Annotated in this window: 14 protein-coding genes and 1 pseudogene; 2 read left to right on the top strand and 13 right to left on the bottom strand. The window is 63.6% G+C overall.

Features of this window, described 5'->3' with window-relative positions; translation table 11 throughout:
• Positions 1–57: 57 nt before the first annotated feature.
• The 12 genes and pseudogenes from ACP150_RS03960 to ACP150_RS03905 form a co-directional block, all read right to left on the bottom strand.
• Positions 58–1,560, bottom strand: coding sequence for an aldehyde dehydrogenase (NADP(+)) (locus tag ACP150_RS03960; RefSeq protein ID WP_424965243.1), 1,503 nt, complete (start codon positions 1,558–1,560; stop codon positions 58–60).
• Position 1,561: 1 nt separating this feature from the next.
• Positions 1,562–2,473, bottom strand: a complete 912-nt coding sequence (locus tag ACP150_RS03955; protein WP_424965242.1) for a dihydrodipicolinate synthase family protein — start codon at positions 2,471–2,473, stop codon at positions 1,562–1,564.
• 3 nt (positions 2,474–2,476) lie between these two features.
• Positions 2,477–3,652, bottom strand: coding sequence for an L-rhamnonate dehydratase (locus ACP150_RS03950; RefSeq protein WP_424965241.1), 1,176 nt, complete (start codon positions 3,650–3,652; stop codon positions 2,477–2,479).
• 13 nt (positions 3,653–3,665) lie between these two features.
• A pseudogene (locus ACP150_RS03945) lies at positions 3,666–4,676 on the bottom strand (4-hydroxythreonine-4-phosphate dehydrogenase PdxA).
• Positions 4,673–5,623 carry a YncE family protein gene (locus ACP150_RS03940; protein ID WP_424965240.1) on the bottom strand — a complete coding sequence of 317 codons (951 nt, stop codon included), beginning with the start codon at positions 5,621–5,623 and terminating at the stop codon, positions 4,673–4,675. Before ACP150_RS03940 ends, ACP150_RS03945 begins: the two are co-directional and overlap by 4 nt.
• Positions 5,624–5,725: 102 nt before the next feature.
• The gene (locus ACP150_RS03935; RefSeq protein WP_424965239.1) at positions 5,726–6,901 is read right to left on the bottom strand and encodes a substrate-binding domain-containing protein; all 1,176 of its coding nucleotides are present in this window, start codon (positions 6,899–6,901) and stop codon (positions 5,726–5,728) included.
• A 79-nt stretch (positions 6,902–6,980) separates the two neighbouring features.
• The gene (locus ACP150_RS03930; protein ID WP_424965238.1) at positions 6,981–8,111 is read right to left on the bottom strand and encodes an ABC transporter permease; all 1,131 of its coding nucleotides are present in this window, start codon (positions 8,109–8,111) and stop codon (positions 6,981–6,983) included.
• The gene (locus tag ACP150_RS03925; RefSeq protein ID WP_424965237.1) at positions 8,108–8,869 is read right to left on the bottom strand and encodes an ATP-binding cassette domain-containing protein; all 762 of its coding nucleotides are present in this window, start codon (positions 8,867–8,869) and stop codon (positions 8,108–8,110) included. The genes ACP150_RS03930 and ACP150_RS03925 overlap by 4 nt, the downstream gene beginning before the upstream one ends.
• A 128-nt stretch (positions 8,870–8,997) precedes the next feature.
• Complete coding sequence (locus tag ACP150_RS03920; protein WP_424965236.1) at positions 8,998–10,041, bottom strand: substrate-binding domain-containing protein; 1,044 nt, start codon at positions 10,039–10,041, stop codon at positions 8,998–9,000.
• 23 nt (positions 10,042–10,064) lie between these two features.
• Complete coding sequence (locus tag ACP150_RS03915; RefSeq protein ID WP_424965235.1) at positions 10,065–11,084, bottom strand: ABC transporter permease; 1,020 nt, start codon at positions 11,082–11,084, stop codon at positions 10,065–10,067.
• Positions 11,085–11,095: 11 nt separating this feature from the next.
• Positions 11,096–11,932, bottom strand: coding sequence for an ATP-binding cassette domain-containing protein (locus ACP150_RS03910; protein WP_424965234.1), 837 nt, complete (start codon positions 11,930–11,932; stop codon positions 11,096–11,098).
• Positions 11,881–12,600: an ATP-binding cassette domain-containing protein gene (locus ACP150_RS03905; RefSeq protein WP_424965233.1), complete on the bottom strand. Its 720-nt coding sequence runs from the start codon at positions 12,598–12,600 to the stop codon at positions 11,881–11,883. The genes ACP150_RS03910 and ACP150_RS03905 overlap by 52 nt, the downstream gene beginning before the upstream one ends.
• A gap of 91 nt (positions 12,601–12,691) precedes the next feature.
• Between ACP150_RS03905 and ACP150_RS03900 the strand changes: the two genes are divergently transcribed.
• On the top strand, positions 12,692–13,708 hold the full coding sequence (locus ACP150_RS03900) for a LacI family DNA-binding transcriptional regulator (protein WP_424965232.1): 1,017 nt from the start codon (positions 12,692–12,694) through the stop codon (positions 13,706–13,708).
• 6 nt (positions 13,709–13,714) lie between these two features.
• Here ACP150_RS03900 and ACP150_RS03895 read toward each other — a convergent pair whose 3' ends face one another.
• Complete coding sequence (locus ACP150_RS03895; RefSeq protein ID WP_424965231.1) at positions 13,715–14,740, bottom strand: glutathione S-transferase C-terminal domain-containing protein; 1,026 nt, start codon at positions 14,738–14,740, stop codon at positions 13,715–13,717.
• 276 nt (positions 14,741–15,016) lie between these two features.
• On the opposite strand from ACP150_RS03895, the gene ACP150_RS03890 reads away from it, so the two are divergent.
• Positions 15,017–15,754: a substrate-binding periplasmic protein gene (locus tag ACP150_RS03890; RefSeq protein WP_424965230.1), complete on the top strand. Its 738-nt coding sequence runs from the start codon at positions 15,017–15,019 to the stop codon at positions 15,752–15,754.
• Positions 15,755–15,758 lie beyond the last annotated feature (4 nt).

Below are 15,758 nucleotides of genomic sequence, written 5' to 3'. Positions count from 1 at the left end.
TAATCTGGTCAGGCACGGCGGCACCCGCATCAGGATCCCGCCGCGCCTGTGCTCGGCTCAGTCGCGCAGATCCGCGGGCAGTAGTGCGTCGGGGATGTTCTGATAACTCACCGGACGCAGCCATCGTGTGATGGCCAGTGTGCCCACCGAGGTGCCGCGCACATCGGTGCTGGCCGGGTAGGGGCCGCCATGCATCATGGCGGGTGCCACCTCGACGCCCGTGGGGAAGCCATTGGCAAGGATGCGCCCGGCTTTCTCTTCGAGGATCGGCAAGAGGGTCTGCCCCAGCGCCGTATCGCCCGCATCCATCTGCAGGGTCGCGGTGAGCTGGCCTTCCAGCGCTTCGGCCAGGGCCTCCATCCCGGCGATGTCCTCGCACAGAACGAGGATCCCCGCCGCGCCAAACACCTCATGCTGCAGCGCGCGGGTGGCCATCCATTCCTTGGCTGAGACCTTGAACATCGCCGGAAGTGCGGCGCGGCTGCCTGTGGGCGCACCACAGGAGGCCAGTTCCGTCGCGAGGTCCGACAGGGTCTTCACCCCCCTCTCGTAAGCGGCCTTGATGCCATCGGTGAGCATGACCTGCTCGGCCGTGCCCCGCAGGGCTGCAACGGCGGCCTCCTCGAAGGCGTCAGCCTCGGGGCCCTTCACCATGACCGCGATCCCGGGATTGGTGCAGAACTGGCCCGCGCCCATGGTGAGCGAACCCGCCCAGCCGCTGCCGATCTCGGCCCCGCGCGCGGCCATGGCCTCGGGCAGGCAGAACATCGGGTTGATTGAACCCAGCTCGCCGTAGAACGGGATCGGCACCGGGCGCGCCTGGCACAGGTTAAAGAGCGCGCGGCCCCCGGCCAACGATCCGGTGAAGCCCACTGCCGAGATCTCGGGATGGGTGACCAGCGCCGCCCCGGTCTCGTTGCTCGCCCCCTGGATCATCTGGAACGTGGCCTGGGGCATCTGGCAGGCTTCCATGGCCTTGGCGATGGCCTGACCCACCAGCTCGGCTGTGCCCGCATGGGCGCCGTGGCCCTTTACGATCACCGGACACCCCGCCGCCAGGGCCGAGGCCGTGTCCCCCCCGGCGGTCGAGAAGGCCAGCGGGAAGTTCGAGGCGCCAAACACCGCGACCGGGCCGATGGCCTTGTGGATCAGGCGCAGGTCCGGGCGGGGCAGGGGCGCACGATCGGGCAGGGCGGCATCCTTGCGGATGTCGAGATACTCTGTCGACTCCAGCAAGTCGGCGAACATCCGGAGCTGCCCCGTGGTCCGGCCCCGCTCGCCCACAAGGCGCGCCTCGGGCAGGCCGGTCTCGGCCATGGCCGTGCGGGTGATCTCGTCGCCCAGTGCGTCGATCTGCTCGGCGCAGGCGCGCAGGAACGCGGCGCGCGTTGCCCGGGGCAGGGCGGAATAGGCGCGGAAATCGCGCCGCGCCGCCCGGCAGGCCACATCGATCTGCTCGGGATTGGCCTGGGCAAAGACCTGCCCATCCAGATCGGCCGAAGCCAAGGTCGTCTCGGAGCCTACCCAGGCCCCATCAATCAGGTTCTTACCGTAGAGCATGCTACTTTCCCCAGCGCAGGACCAACGGTTCCAATGGTTTCAAAAGGTCGATCATCCGGGCGCGAATGGCCGGATGCAGCGGTTCGATGGGATGGCGACAGGCCTCTGAGGCGATCACGCCGCCCTCGACCATGGCCGCCTTGCAGGACAGCCAGCCGCATTGGCGGTTCTCGTGGTTGATCGCCATGGCGACCCGGCCATAGGCGGCGGTGGCCTCGTCGATGCGGCCCGCATGGTAATGGGTGATGACTGGCTTGATCTGATCCACGATCATGCCGGAGGTCATCGACCCCGTGGCCCCGGCGTCGAGATCGGCAAGAAGCGTGATCGCCTCCTCGCCGTCGAAGGGTGCCTCGATGGCGTCTCCTCCGACCGCGATCAGATCGCGCAGCTTGTTGGCCGCGCGCGGGCATTCGATCTTGAAAAGCTTCACCGCCTCGATCTCTTGCGCCATGCGCACCAACAGCGGCACCGGCAGATCCACGCCCGAAAGCGGTGCGTCCTGCACCATGATCGGCACGCCGACCTCGCCCACGGCGGCGAATTGCTCGAAGGTCTGGCTGGCATTCCCCTTCATCAGCGCGCCGTGATAGGGCGGCATCATCATCACGATATCCACGCCGAGCGATCTGCAGAGCTTCGCGCGCTCCACCGCGATGCGGGTGGCGTAGTGGCTGATGGTGACGATCACGGGCACGCGGCCTGCGATATGTTCGACGCAGAGCCGGGTCAGGATCTCGCGCTCTTCATCGGCCAGCAGAAACTGCTCGGAGAAGTTCGCAAGCACGCAGATCCCGTCCGCGCCCTGATCGATCAGGCAGTCGAGCACCCGTTTCATCCCCTCCAGATCGAGCGATCCGTCCTCCTGGAAGGGGGTCGGGGCGACGGGCCATATCCCTGTATACTGGGTCATGCGTTACTCCGTGATCTCGAAATTGTGCAGGTGCTTGTCGGTGATAGTGATCCCGAGACCCGGCAGGTCGTCATCGAGATCGATGAAGCCGTCGACCGCATCCGGGTCGCCCTCGAAGATGTAGTAGAAGAGCTCGTTGCCGACCTCGACATCGAAGACGGGGAAGTATTCCGAGATCATGCAATTCGCATTGGCCATGGTCAGGTGGTAATTGTGCATCTGCCCGCCATGGGGGATGACCGGCACCTGAAAGGCCTCGGCGATCGCGTTGATCTTCTGGGCCGCGGTGATGCCACCGACGCGGTTGGTGTCATATTGCAGGATGCTCACCGCATTGCTCGCGATCAGGTCCTTGCAGCCGATCACCGAGAACTCGTGCTCGCCGCCCGAGATCGGGATGATGTTCATCGCGTTGAGCTGCCGGTAGCCTTCGACATCATCGGCGATCACCGGCTCCTCGAGCCAGCGGGGCTGGAACTCTGCCAGTTTCGGCAGCATCCGCTTGGTGTAGTCCACGTTCCAGCCTTGATAGCATTCGAGCATCAGATCCGCGTCCTCGCCGATCACCTCGCGCACAGCGCGCACGCGGTCGAGATTCTCCTGCATCCCCTTGGGCCCGTCCTTGGGGCCGTAGCCGAAGCGCATCTTGTAGGAATGATAGCCGTGTTTCTTGGCCTCTTCCGCCTCCGCCTGCATCGCCTCGATCGGACCCGCGTAAAGCTTGGAGTAATAGACCGGGATCTTCTCCTTGGTGCGCCCGCCGAGCAGCTTGAAGACCGGCTTGCCCGCGAGCTTGCCCATCAGGTCCCAGATCGCCAGATCCACCGCCGAGATCGCGGTCATCCCGATCCCCTTGCGGCCCCAGGCATGGGACCGGCGGTACATCTTTTCCCACAGATAGGCGTAGTCGAACGGGTCCTCGCCGATCACCATGGGGCCGAACCAGTCATCAATCGCGGTCTTGACCACGGTGGGGGCGAGGGCGGCGTTGCCGATGCCCACGGTACCGTCCTCGGTCTCGATCTCGCAGGTCAGCCACTGGTGGAACCGGAAGGAGGACATGGCATCGCCCTTGTCCCAGAGCGCATCCGAGGCGTTGGTGCAGAAATTCCCCGTGGGCGGGACCGTGGGGCCGGTCCAGTTCCACACCCGCGTGCGGACGGATTTGATCTTGGTCATCTGAGTGTCTCCTTCAGGCCGCGTCGCGTTCGGCGCGGTGTGTCTTGGCCATGCGCACCAGCAAATCAAAGGCTTGCCGGGTCGCGCCCACATTGGCCTTGTTCTGTCCGGCGATGTCGAAAGCGGTGCCATGGGCCGGGGTCGCTACCGGTATTGGCAACCCGCCCGCCACGGTCACGCCGCGCTCGAACCCCATGAGCTTGATCGCGATCTGACCCTAGTCGTGATACATGGTCACGACCGCATCGACCTCGCCGCGCTGGGCCTTGAGAAACACCGTGTCCGAGGGCCAGGGGCCGGTCACATCCATCTGGCGTTTCTGGGCCGAGGCGACGGCGGGCTCGAGGATCTCGATCTCTTCGCGGCCAAACTTGCCGTTATCGCCCGCATGGGGATTAAGCGCCGCAACGGCGATCCGGGGCCGGGCCTTGCCCGCCTTGCGCAGGGTGTCATTGGCAAGGTTGACGGCACGCAGCACGCCCGCCTCGGTGATGTTCGCCGCCACATCCTTCAGCCCGATATGGCTGGTCACCCGCGTGGTCATCAGCTCGTCGAGGACATTGAGCTCGGAATGGTAGCCCTCATGCCCGAGATAGCGCGCCATATAGCGGTGCTCATCCTCGGCATTCAGCCCCGCCGCCGTCATGGCCGCCTTGTTGAACGGGCCAAAGAGGATCCCGTCCACGAGCCCGGCCATCGCGAGATCCATCGCCTTGTCGAGGCAGCGCAAGGAGGTCGTGCCGCCGAGCACGGTGACCTCGGCCACCTGCACCTGCTCGGGCGTGATCGTGTCCATCTCCAGATGCGAGAGCCCGTGCTGTTGCGTGATCGCCTCTTCGGAGATCGTGGCCAGCTCCAGCTCGGTCTGAGCCTGTGTCGCGCCCTGCTGCCAGAGATGGCTGTCCCCCACCAGCAGGATATCGGCGGCCGCGCGCACCTCGTCGCTCTGCAGCAGTTTGGCGATCAGTTCCGGTCCGATGCCCGAGGGGTCCCCCGGCACAATGGCGATGCGTGGCTTGCTCATGCCCGCCCCTCCCAGTGTTTTGAAAATCCGTCCGGCAGGATGACCATCACGTCAGGCTCCTTGCCGGTGTCGAAGGTCTGCACGACCTCGAATGTGTCGAGATTGAACCGCTGCACCTGCTCGCAATCGATGGCGATATAGGCGAAGGCCGCCTCGTCATCGATGCAGAGTGCGAGCGGGTTCGCGGGGGTCTTCTGCTCGTGGAGCATTTCGCCCGTGGCCTCGTCAAAGACCGAGAAGGACCCGCCATGGTGGTTCATGGTCACGAGCCGGTTCCGCTTGCCGTCATAGTAGATCCGGCAGGGATCATCGGGGGTCGGAAAGCTGCGCAGGATCTCGAGGCTGCCGGTGTCGATCACCGCCACCGTGTTGGAGATCCGCTGCGAGGTATAGAGGATGCCCTCAGCCTCGCGCAGGCAGCGGCCCTCGGGCTTCTCGCCGGTCTTGATCGAGACCGGGGCGACCGCCGCGTCATAGGGGTTGAAGACCGTCACGTCGCCGGAGGTCAGGTTCATGGAATAGGCGGTCTGGCCATCCTTGCTCAGGGCAAAGAGGTGGCACTTGCTGCCACCTGTCGGGGTGATGTGGTCCCATCCTTGGTCAAAGGCGCGCGGGTTCTCTTTGACCAGTAGGTGCCCGGTCCATTCCGACAGCACATAGAGCCGCCCCTGACCGTCGAGCCCGATGCCATGGGGGCGGGCATGTTCGCCCAGATCGTAGATATGGGCGACCTCCTGCTTGCGGATGTCGACCACGATCACCGAGCGGCCGTCAGTGCCGTCGATCCCGGAATTTTGCACGCCGTAATGGCCGATATAGGCGTAACGGAACTCGTCATCGACGACGAATTCATGGGGGTAATCCGGCAGACCCAACCGACCTTGCAGGGCGCCGGTCTCGATGTCGTACCAGCTTACGCAATGGCTGCATTTCTCAATTAGCATCATGGATTGCGCCATGGGGATGTCCCTTCTTGTGGCTGCCGGGCTCTGCGGCGGGTGGTCTGGGTAGGGTGTCGGGCGAGGCGCATGCCCCGCCCGACGCGTGGCTCAGCGCTGCAGCGCGCCGACGCCGGAGAAGCGGAAGGCTTCCTTTTCAAGCGCATCGATCTCCTCGGCGCTCATCTGGTCATGGGCGACGGTGATCCGACCGAGGAAGACGAAGGGCAGCTCGCCCGCGCGGTCCTCCAGATCGGCCTTGATCGCCTCGGCCGTGGCCGCGCCCACATCATCGCCCATGCGCATGGGCGTGGCATCCAGCTCGCCCCGACGGATCGCGTCAAGCTCAAGGCCCGTGCCACCCCAACCGGTCGAGAAGATCTCTTTCTCCTTGCCGACAGAGACCTGCGCCTCGACCGAGCCCATCGCCATCGCCATCGCCATCGCCATCGCCATCGCCGTGTTCGCGTTGTGGACGATCTTGGCTTCCGGGTAGGATTGCAGGATCAGCGAGGTGCCGGCAAAGCCGCCTTCGCGCTGGTACTCGCCATAGTGCTCATAGACCGTGGTCCAGTTGCCTTTCTCCTCGACGCAGGCCTTGAAGTCACCCGAACGATGGTTGTCGGTGATCCCGGGAATACCGCGGTTCATCGCCATGGTAACATCGTTGCCCAACCGCTCCAGCATGTAGTCGCACATGGTCAGCGCACCCGCCGCCGACGAAAAGTCGAACCAGGCTGCAGGTTGCGCCGTCATGTCCTTCAGCGGGGTGTGGAACGCCCAGACATAGGTCGTCAGGTCGTCGGTTTCCGCTGCCAGCTTCGAGATGTTGTCGGCCTGCACCGCCAGCTCGGACGGGCCAAAGATCACATAGTCATAGAGGTCTTTGTCCTGCACGACCTGGTTGGCATAGGTGGTTTGCAGCGAGTGCTCGATCTGACGCGAGGCGAACTCGGTCGTCTCGTAAGGGACACCCAGCTGGTCCAGACGCTTGGTCATCGCCAGGTAGTTGCGCGCCCAGAAATCGGACGTGTCCGAGGACGGATAGATCAGCGCGATCTGGATCGGCTTGTCGAGACTGCCGGTGAACTTCACGGCCTCCGCCCCCACGACGGCCTGCATGGCCTCAAGCGTGCCATCTGCGTTCACCTCGGCGGGCACCCAGTGATCGCGCTCGGCGATGTCGGGCAGTTCTTTCAGGGGCAGGGTGCTGTGACCGTCTGCGAAAGCCGCTGTGCCCAGTGCCGTGGCGGCGACCATTGCTGTTGTTGTTGTCAGAAGTTTCATACGTTCGTTCCTCCCGTTACGTATTGGTTTGTTGGGGTTTCCCGGCGGCCATGGGTCTCATGGCCGCCGAAAACTTGGGTCAACCGCTTGCGACGACGTCGCCAGCTGTCAGTCCGCCGATTGCGAGAAGGGCAATCAGAAGTCCGATGATCGCGGCTGCAAATCTGACCATCTTCATGCCCTCGGCCGTTTTCAGGTCGGCGAGCCATCCGCCCGCGCCATCGCGGTCCTTTTTCTGGATCCAGGCGTAGAGCGCGACGGAGCTGATGATCACGAAGCCCGAGGCGACCGGCTGCCAGAAGAACTCGATCCGCAGGGTCACCAGCGCGTTCAGCATCATCGCCAGAAGCAGCACGCCCGAGAACGAGCCGATGATCGACGCGCGGCCTCCGAAGAGGGACGTGCCGCCCACGACAACCGCCGCAATCACGTGCAGGTTGAAGAACGGGGCCATCGTCGCCTGGATGGCGTTCTGTTTCCCCGTCAGCATCAGACCGGCCAGCGCCGCACAGGCCCCGCAGAGCACATAGGCATAGACCTTGTGGCGGTTCACACCGATGCCGGTCAGTTCCGCCGATTCCGGACTCGATCCGATGGCGACCGTGTCGCGGCCAAAATAGGTGCGCTGCAGGATGTAGTAGCCCGCGACCATGGTCAGGATCCCGATCACGGCCGGGGTCGGGATGAAGAACGGCGTGGTGCCGCGCCCGATCTCGGTCAAAAGGTCCGGGAACCGTGCCAGCACCAGCCCTTTGGCCAGCAGCAGCGCCAGACCTTTGTAGACCAGATCCATCGCCAGTGTGCCGATCAGGTCCGGTACATTGAACCGGGTGATGACCAGACCGTTGATCAGCCCCAGAAGGGCACCAATGGTCAGGGCAATCGGAATGCCCACATAGATCGAGAAGCCGAACTGTTTGACCAGAAAGGCCATGATGATCGCGGACAGAACCGCGACCGAACCCACCGACAGGTCAATCCCGCGCTGGGTGATGACAAAGGTCATCGCCATCGCCATGGGCATGTAGAGGGCGGCATCCTGCAGGATCAGCTGCAGATTGCTGACCCGGAAAAACCGGTCCGGCGAGGCAATCCCCATGAAAATGAAGATCGCCAGGATCATTGCCATTGGCGCGATGATCGCCATGTAGGGCTCCAACCGCTCCGTGAGGGGCTGAGGGGTCTCGTTTGTTGCAACTGCGGCGTTCATGCGGCGTCCTCCTTGGCACCAACGATCATGCCCAGCACCTCCTGGGTGGAGCTTTGAGCGGTCAGAGCGACCCCGACACATTGACCACGGCGCTGGACATGGACGCGGTCGGAGACCTCGAACACATCATCCAGCGAGTGGCTGATCAGGATCACTGCCAGACCTTGCGCTTTGAGCGTTTTGATAAGTTTCAGGGTCCGCGCGGTTTCCTGCGGGCCCAGGGCGGCTGTGGGTTCATCCATCACCAGCACGCGCAGTCCTTCGTGATAGACCGCCCGGGCGATGGCGACCGCCTGACGCTGCCCCCCCGAAAGGCTGTCCGTCGAGGCATCCAGCGAGCGCAGGCGGACGCCGAGGCGCTCCATCAGAACGCGCTCTGTCTCGTCGCGCATGCGCTTGTTGTCGAGGATCGTGATCCCGAGGAACGTCTTGGTCAGCTCATTGCCCAGAAACATGTTGGCCGGCGGATCCAGATGGTCGGCCAGGGCGAGCGTTTGATAGACCGCATCAATACCCAGCTTGGCCGCGTCGGCATGGTTCGAGAACTCGACCTTCTCGCCGTCCATGAAGATCTCGCCTTCGGTGGCTTGATACACCCCCGTCAGCACCTTGATCAGCGTGGATTTGCCGGCACCGTTATCCCCGACAATGGCCAGAACCTCCCCGGCATAGGCTTCCAGGTCCACATCCTGAAGCGCCGTGACGCCTCCGAACCGCTTGGTAATACCGCGCATTTGCACAAGTGGCGGTTTGCTCATGGTCTTCCTCCTTGAAGCACAGCTCTCCCGGTCGGGCAGGCCCGTTGCGAAAAGCGGTGCGTCTGTGTGTGGGAAACGGGGCCCCGCGGCGGCGTTCGTCTCGCCGCCGCAGGACCCGTCAGGTCAGGTTACTTGCCCCAGATCGCGGCATAGGCCTCGCGGTAGGGGCTGTCGGGGTCGAACTGGTTGCTGTCGCCGAGCTTGGCGAGCCCTTCTTCGGTCACCAGAGCCGGGGTGGTGACGTAGCCCGAGCAGTCCTCGCCCTGCATGGCACGGTTCAGCTCATCCACCAGCTGCCACCCCTGCAGGTTCAGGGGCTCGGCCACGGTTATGGCCTGGTAATTCGTGGTGCGGATCCGCTGGAACGCGGCTTCGGAGCCGTCCCCGGCCGAGCCGGCCTGCGGGCCATCATCGCTGGAGATCCCGGCCGAGGCGAGGGCCGGGCCCATGAAGTCGAAATAGAGGTCATTGATCGCCAGCGCGTGGGTCCAGCTGTCGCCGTATTTCTGCAGCAGGCTGATGGTCAGCGGCCCCATGCGCGACGAGGTGTCGGCAATCGGCGTGTCCACGTATTCCAGCACCGTACCGCCCATCGCCTCGATGGTCTCCTTGATACGGTCGGCCTTGTCGATGGCGATCTGGTAGGTGCTGTCGGTGAAGATCACCGCGCCGACCTTCTCGGCATCGTTCATGGCCCATTTCGCGGCCACCTCCGAGACGGTCATCGCGTCGGTCGAGACATTGGTGAAGAGCCCGCCGGGCGCGTCGCAGCCGATCTTGGGGCCCGAGTGCCAGGCGACCATCGGGATATCGGCGTTGACCACGCCTTCGAGGGCGGCCTGCTGTTCCACTGCGTCAAAGCCGTTGATGATGATGCCATCTGCCTTCAGCGCCAGCGCCTGACCGATGGCGGCGGTCCGGCCTTGAATCGAGCCTGCGCCGTCGAGCACACGCAGGTCCCAGCCGATGGTGGCCACGGCCTCCTCGATGCCATTGGTGACCCCGAGGATCCCGCCATTTTTCAGATCGCCCGCCACGACGACGATGGATTTGCCTTCGGCGGCCTTGGGGCCCGTGGTCGGGCCGTCGAACGGGATCTCGGCGAGGGCGGTGAAGCCAAGTCCGGCCATCAAGGCCGCGGCGGAGACAGTGGTGAAGGATCTTCTAAGCATGGTTTCCTCCCTGATGCTTATGCTTACTTCTTGGCGCCCTTGCGCCGCTGTGCGTAGCCCGCGATGCCGATGGCAATCAGCAGGGTCACACCGTTGAACATCGGCTCAACCCAGAACGAGCCGCCGAATTGCTGGATGCCGGAGATCCCCACGGCGAGGATCGCAACCCCCACCACCGTGCCCCAGACATTGACCCGTCCCGGCTTGATCGTGGTCGAGCCGAGAAAGGCCCCGACCAGCGCCGGCAGCAGGAATTCGAGACCCACCGAGGCCTGACCGATCCGCAGCTTCGAGGCCAACAGCACCCCGGCAAAGGCCGTGATGAAGCCCGAGGACATGAAAGCGCCGATGACGAATTTGCGGGTGTTGATGCCGTTAAGCTGGGCGGCGCGCTGGTTGGCGCCGATGGCATAGAGGTAGCGGCCGATCGGCGTGTATTCGAGGATCAGCCACATGGCGATGGTCAGGCCCAGCACGTAAAAACCGGTGATCGGCAGACCGAACACGAAGGTGCCGTTGATCGCATAGAACGGCTCGGGCAGGGCGCCGACCATCTGGCGGCCACCGGTGTGCCACAGGGCCAGCGCATAAAGCACGGTGCCCGTCCCGAGCGTGGCGATGAAGCTGTCGATCCGGGCGATCTCCACCAGCATCCCGTTCAGGAACCCGGTCAGAAGGCCCAGGGCCAGCACGCTCATGACCGCGATGGGCCAGGGGAAGCCATAAAGCGTCTGCAGCGAGATCGCGAGCACATGCCACAGCACGATGCCATAGCCCACGGTCAGGTCAATCCGGCCTGCAACCATCGGGATCATCGCCCCCAGAGACAAGAGCGCGATGATCGCCTTGTCCGAGATGATCGCCCGCAGGTTCAGCATCGTCGGAAAGGTGTTCGGCAGCAGGATCGAGAACAGCACGATCAGGATCGCTGTCAGGATCACCAGACCATAGACCGGCAGGAACCGGATCACCCGCGTCTTGAGCGAGGCGTTCTTCAGCTCGGCTTTCGTGGGCTCGAGAGCGTTTGATTCAAGCGATTGCATAGTCTTCTTCCTTAGCTCTCAACAGCGTTCGACGCGGATGCGGTCTGGATCAGGTTTTCGGTCGTCAACTCGGCTCCGGAGAGCTCTTTGACGATGGCGCCCTGGCTGAACACGATGGCCCGGTGGCAGATCGCCGCGACCTCTTCGAAGTCGGTAGAGACGACGACAATGCCGACCCCCTCTTCGGCGGCGCGGTTGAGCAGGGCGTAGATCTCGGCCTTGGCCCCCACATCGACGCCTGCGGTCGGGTCCTCGCAGATCAGCAGCTTGCGCTTGGTCTCGAGCCAGCGCCCGATCACCACTTTCTGCTGGTTGCCGCCCGACAGGCTCTCGATCGCCATGCTCTGGTCATTGGGCGAGAGCGCCACGTCCGCCCCGATCTGCTCGGCCATGGCGGTCTCGGTCTTCGGGCTCATGAAGGAAAACAGCGCCCGGCCAAAGGCAGCAGGGTTGAGAAAGGTGTTCTCGCGAATGCTGAGCGACATGGCCACGGATTCCTCGGTGCGGTCCTTGGCCACGAGCCCGATGCCCGAGGTGAGCGCGGTCTGCGGCGAGGTCAGGTCCGGCACCTCGCCATCCAGCAGGATCTCGCCAGTGAAGGCCTCGGCGCCGAAGATCGCCCGTGAAACACCCTCATGCCCGGCGCCGCGCAGCCCCACGAGACCCACGATCTCTTGCTTGTGGAGGGTGAAATCCACCGGTCCGGCCGCCTCGACCCTCAGGTTTGAGACCTCGAGGATCGTGTCGCCCCGGGTCAGCTTGGGCTTCATGACCTGCCGCGCCTTGCGCCCCACGATCATGTAGACCAGCTCCTCGGGGGTGGTGTGTTCGATGTCGCGCAGCCCCACGAATCTCCGTCGCGCAGCACGGCGACCCGGTCGGCAATGCGAAAGATCTCGTCGAGCCGGTGCGAGACATAGATCATCCCGACGCCCTGATCCTTGAGCGGACGGAGCGCCTCGAACAGCCGTTCCACCTCATCGGCTGGAAGCGACGCGGTGGGCTCGTCCAACACCAGAAAATCGCATTCCACGGCGAGGGCCCGGGCGATGGCGACCAGGGATTTCTCGGTGCGCGACAGGTCCTGCACCCGCGTGGTCGGGTCGAAATCGCAGCCCACCTTGTCCAGCGCGCGCTGGGCAAAGGCGGTGACCTCGTCCCATTTGATCAGCCCGCCCTTGCGGGAATACCCCAGCGCCAGCGCGATGTTCTCGGCCACACTCATCCATTCGATCATGCCGAGATCCTGGTGGATGAAGGCCACCGATTGCCGTTCGCCAAAGCTGCCGGGACGATGCTCATAGGGCTGGCCGTTGATCATCACCCCGCCCTCATCGGCCCTGTGAATGCCGCCGAGGATCTTGATCAGGGTGGATTTGCCCGCGCCATTCTCGCCCAGCAGGGCCACGATCTCGCTGCGTTCGACGTTCAGGGACACATCGCGCAGAGCATAGGTGCCCCCGAAATGCTTTTTGACGCCATTGAAGAACAGGTTGTTTCGCAGGTCATGCAGCATACGTCCGCCCCTCCCAAGGCAGCTGGGCACTTTCAAATGCGATCGGAGCATTGAGTTACCCGTAACGTAACCGAGAGAAATCAGGTTATAGATGAGCAAAAACAACAAGATAAGCTTGACGGAGGTGGCGCGTGGTGCAGGCGTCTCCAAGATGACGGCCAGTCGCGTGTTGCGTGACGAGGGCGGCTTCTCGGAGAAAACGCGCGCCAAAGTCATGGCTGAAGTCGAGCGTTTGGGCTACCTCCCGAATCGTCTCGCGACTGTTTTTGGCGGGGACAAGAAGTCCACTTTCGTCGGGGTCAGCATCCCCGAACTGGGGAACGAGATCTTTGCACAGGTCCTCGAGGGGATCGATCGCAAGCTCGGATCCTTCGGGCATCAGACCGTGCTGGGATTGACGGAATATGCTCTGGAACAAGAAGAAAAATGGATTGAGACGGTTTTGTCGTGGCAGCCCGCCGGACTGATCATCACCGGGCGGTCCCATACCTCGCGGGCGATCCAGATGCTCAGCGGGTCGAACCTGCCGGTGGTGGAACTCTGGGATCTGAATTCCAGCCCGCTCGATATGTCCGTGGGGTTGAACCACTATGACAGTGGCTATGAGATGGGCCGCTATCTGTCTGGTCTTGGGTACAAAAAATTCGCCTATGTGGGGACAAGCCACGATACGGGTAACGCGGCCAGCTCCCGGCTCAGTGGCTACGGTCAGGCCGTGAGCGATGCCGGTGGTGTGCTCGAAAAACAGCTGCTCTTCCGCGACACGCCGGGGTTCTACACCGGGTTCTATGGGACCGAGCAACTGTTGGCCACGGGCGCGCAGGTCGACGTCATCTACTACCAGAACGACAACATGGCCGTTGGCGGGCTGCAATACTGCCAGAAGGCTGGACTGCGGATCCCCGAGGATATCGGGATCGCCGGCTGGGGGGATCTGCCGAGCGCCTCGATCCAGCCGTGGCGCCTGACCTCGACGGCGATCCCGCATCTCAAAATCGGCCAGATCGCAGCGGAAATGCTGCTGGCCAAGATCAATGGTCAACCCAGCGAACCCAAGCGCGATGTGGGGTTCAAGCTCATCGCGGGCGAGACCGTCTGGCGCGGCTAGCCTGCCCTAGCCCTCGGCGAGTTCCGGATGGCCATAGGCCTCGGGGTAGGGCATGGGTTTGAGCGGGCCGAGGGGCACCACGCCGTTCCAGGATCGGCCGAAATACCCTTGGCGGCAATGGAGCAACGAGCCGGCTTCCGCGACGCCCGGCAATCCGTAGACCCTGCAAAGCCAGCGCCACAGATGGGGGTAGTCCAGGATCCGCGCCCCGTTCAGCTTCATCCGCAGCATGTAAACCGGGTCATGGCGGTAGAGCGTTGGAAACAGGCGAAGATCAGCCTCGGTGAACGCGTCACCGGTTAGAAAGGCCCGGCCATCCGACAGGAGCTGGTCCAGCCGCTCCAAGCTGTCGAAATAGGCGGCAAAGGCCGTGGCATAGACCTCTTGATCCGATGAAAACCCCGCCTTGTAGGCCCCGTTATTGATCGTGGTGTAGATCAGCTCATTCAGTTCCCGGATCTCGGCCTGCCGGGCCGGGTCTCGGGGCCAGAGCACCACGCGCGCGTCCGCAGACACGGTGCTGCCCAGAGCATCCGCATGGGCGTCGAGCATCCGGATGATCTCGGCGCTTTCGTTGTTCACGATGCGCTGCGCGCGCTTGTCATAGAGGATCGGGACCGACTGTTCCTCGGACCCTTCGCGGCGATAGACCTCCTTTGCGAGGCGCAAGCCCGCGCCGGTCCCGGTCTCGGCGGTGCATTCGGGCAACGGTGCGCCGGTCAGGCTGGCGATGCGGTCCGGCGCGAATTCCCACAGGTTGGGACCCTCCGGGTCGTCCTCGCCGGTGCGATTGGGAAAGGCGACATCCAGCGTGATCGCCTGTTCCAGACCCAGAACGCTGCGCGCAAGGGTCACCCGGTGGCACCAGGGGCAGTTGAGCGCCACGAAGAGGTGATAGCGCCCGGGCTCTGCCGGGGTCTCTGGATCGCCGATGGCCCGGCGAAACCCGCTCACGCCACGCACGAATTCGCCCCGTGCCCGGCGTGTTTGCAGGTCGGTCTGGTCTTCTTCGGTCGAGATATCCCCTGTCATGGGCGCAGTCTCGGGCTTCGCCCCGGAGAAGAAAAGCCCGCGCTGTGCCCGGCATGCCGAAACCCAGCCCGGGGCGCGACCCGGTGCGTCGCAGACCCTGATTTTCAGAGCGCCCAAGGATGCGGCGTATCTGATCACGTTCTTGTCAGCAGAAAGCCGAGGCGAGAGCCACTTCGCGCAAGGTCTTTGGCGCGTTCCGGGATCTGTGATACCCGGTGGGGACGCGACGATTGATCAAAGCATTACTGGCAGGACTTTGCGCAAGGGGAGACGGGTATGAAACGGCTGTTAGTTTGGATGGTGGCCCTGATGTCCCTGGCCTGCGGCCCGGTTCTTGCCGAGGGGAAGGCACTGCGGATTGCGGCAACGGAATGGCCGCCTTTCTATGGTGCGGATCTGGAGGATAACGGCTTTGTCTCCGAGATCATCCGCGAGGCGATGGATCGCCAAGGATACGCCACCACGGTCGAGTTCCTGCCATGGAAACGCGCTCTGGCCAGCGCGAAATCCGGCAAGCATGATGGGCTCTACACGGTCTGGTATCGCGAAGAGCGCGAGGAATGGTTCCTGTTCTCGGAACCGCTGCCACCCAGTGAACTCGTGTTCTTCAAGCGCGTGGATACGGATATCACCTCGAGCAATTATGCGGATCTGACCGATTACACGATTGGGGTCGTGCGCGGTTACGCACCGCCTCCGGGCTTCGAAGAGGCGCAGCTGCGCACGTCCCCGTCCAGTGACGACGCCGAGAACCTGCGCAAGCTGGCGAAGGGCCGGGTCGATCTGGTCTTGGTGGACAAGATCGTGGCGCAGCACATCATCAATACCGAACTGTCGGATCTGGCGGGCGAGCTCGACTGGATCGATCCGCCGGTCCATATCGACATCCAGCACCTCGTGATTTCAAAGGCGGCGGAAAACAGCGAAGTGATCCTCGCGGATTTCAATGCAGGCCTCGCCGAGATGACCGCGGATGGCACCCTCAAGGCGATCATGTCCAAGCACGGTTTCTAGGCGT

Origin of the sequence: Dinoroseobacter sp. S375 (genome assembly GCF_049800775.1) — a bacterium.
Lineage (GTDB): Bacteria > Pseudomonadota > Alphaproteobacteria > Rhodobacterales > Rhodobacteraceae > Dinoroseobacter.
Note: the sequence above shows the minus strand (reverse complement) of the source record. Positions and strands in the feature narration are given on the sequence as shown.

What these genes read in the sequence shown, in the direction of transcription:
- ACP150_RS03950 (WP_424965241.1), bottom strand. Translation starts at nt 3,652, where the DNA reads ATGACCAAGATCAAATCCGTCCGCACGCGGGTGTGGAACTGGACCGGC.
- ACP150_RS03895 (WP_424965231.1), bottom strand. Translation starts at nt 14,740, where the DNA reads ATGACAGGGGATATCTCGACCGAAGAAGACCAGACCGACCTGCAAACA.
- ACP150_RS03905 (WP_424965233.1), bottom strand. Translation starts at nt 12,600, where the DNA reads ATGCTGCATGACCTGCGAAACAACCTGTTCTTCAATGGCGTCAAAAAG.
- ACP150_RS03955 (WP_424965242.1), bottom strand. Translation starts at nt 2,473, where the DNA reads ATGACCCAGTATACAGGGATATGGCCCGTCGCCCCGACCCCCTTCCAG.
- ACP150_RS03890 (WP_424965230.1), top strand. Translation starts at nt 15,017, where the DNA reads ATGAAACGGCTGTTAGTTTGGATGGTGGCCCTGATGTCCCTGGCCTGC.
- ACP150_RS03940 (WP_424965240.1), bottom strand. Translation starts at nt 5,623, where the DNA reads ATGATGCTAATTGAGAAATGCAGCCATTGCGTAAGCTGGTACGACATC.
- ACP150_RS03900 (WP_424965232.1), top strand. Translation starts at nt 12,692, where the DNA reads ATGAGCAAAAACAACAAGATAAGCTTGACGGAGGTGGCGCGTGGTGCA.
- ACP150_RS03960 (WP_424965243.1), bottom strand. Translation starts at nt 1,560, where the DNA reads ATGCTCTACGGTAAGAACCTGATTGATGGGGCCTGGGTAGGCTCCGAG.
- ACP150_RS03920 (WP_424965236.1), bottom strand. Translation starts at nt 10,041, where the DNA reads ATGCTTAGAAGATCCTTCACCACTGTCTCCGCCGCGGCCTTGATGGCC.
- ACP150_RS03930 (WP_424965238.1), bottom strand. Translation starts at nt 8,111, where the DNA reads ATGAACGCCGCAGTTGCAACAAACGAGACCCCTCAGCCCCTCACGGAG.
- ACP150_RS03935 (WP_424965239.1), bottom strand. Translation starts at nt 6,901, where the DNA reads ATGAAACTTCTGACAACAACAACAGCAATGGTCGCCGCCACGGCACTG.
- ACP150_RS03915 (WP_424965235.1), bottom strand. Translation starts at nt 11,084, where the DNA reads ATGCAATCGCTTGAATCAAACGCTCTCGAGCCCACGAAAGCCGAGCTG.
- ACP150_RS03925 (WP_424965237.1), bottom strand. Translation starts at nt 8,869, where the DNA reads ATGAGCAAACCGCCACTTGTGCAAATGCGCGGTATTACCAAGCGGTTC.